Origin of the sequence: Christiangramia aquimixticola, assembly GCF_048285835.1 — a bacterium.
Taxonomy (GTDB): Bacteria; Bacteroidota; Bacteroidia; order Flavobacteriales; family Flavobacteriaceae; genus Christiangramia; species Christiangramia aquimixticola.
The window spans coordinates 1-201 of sequence record NZ_JBLVTL010000387.1 but is presented as its reverse complement, the minus strand read 5'-3'; the positions used below and the strand labels follow the sequence as shown (position 1 = coordinate 201).

Annotated in this window: 1 protein-coding gene; it reads right to left on the bottom strand. The window is 44.8% G+C overall.

What is annotated here, in order from left to right; genetic code table 11:
- On the bottom strand, positions 1 to 201 hold a 201-nt coding region (locus tag ACNKXV_RS14935; RefSeq protein WP_417908482.1), incomplete at both ends, for an Ig-like domain-containing protein.

Below are 201 nucleotides of genomic sequence, written 5' to 3'. Positions count from 1 at the left end.
GGAAGTTGGTGTTAAGGTTGCCGTGTAGACAATATTATCTGTAGTAGACAAAGTACCTAAACTTCCCCCGGTGGTGATAATGTCTGCTGCTACAAAATCTGTAGTAGCCTCACTGAAGGTGAAGCTAATAGTGGCAGTCTCTTCAGCTTTTAAACCAGTCTTATCTGAGGTGATCGCCAGGGTGGGTGAAACGGTAGTACT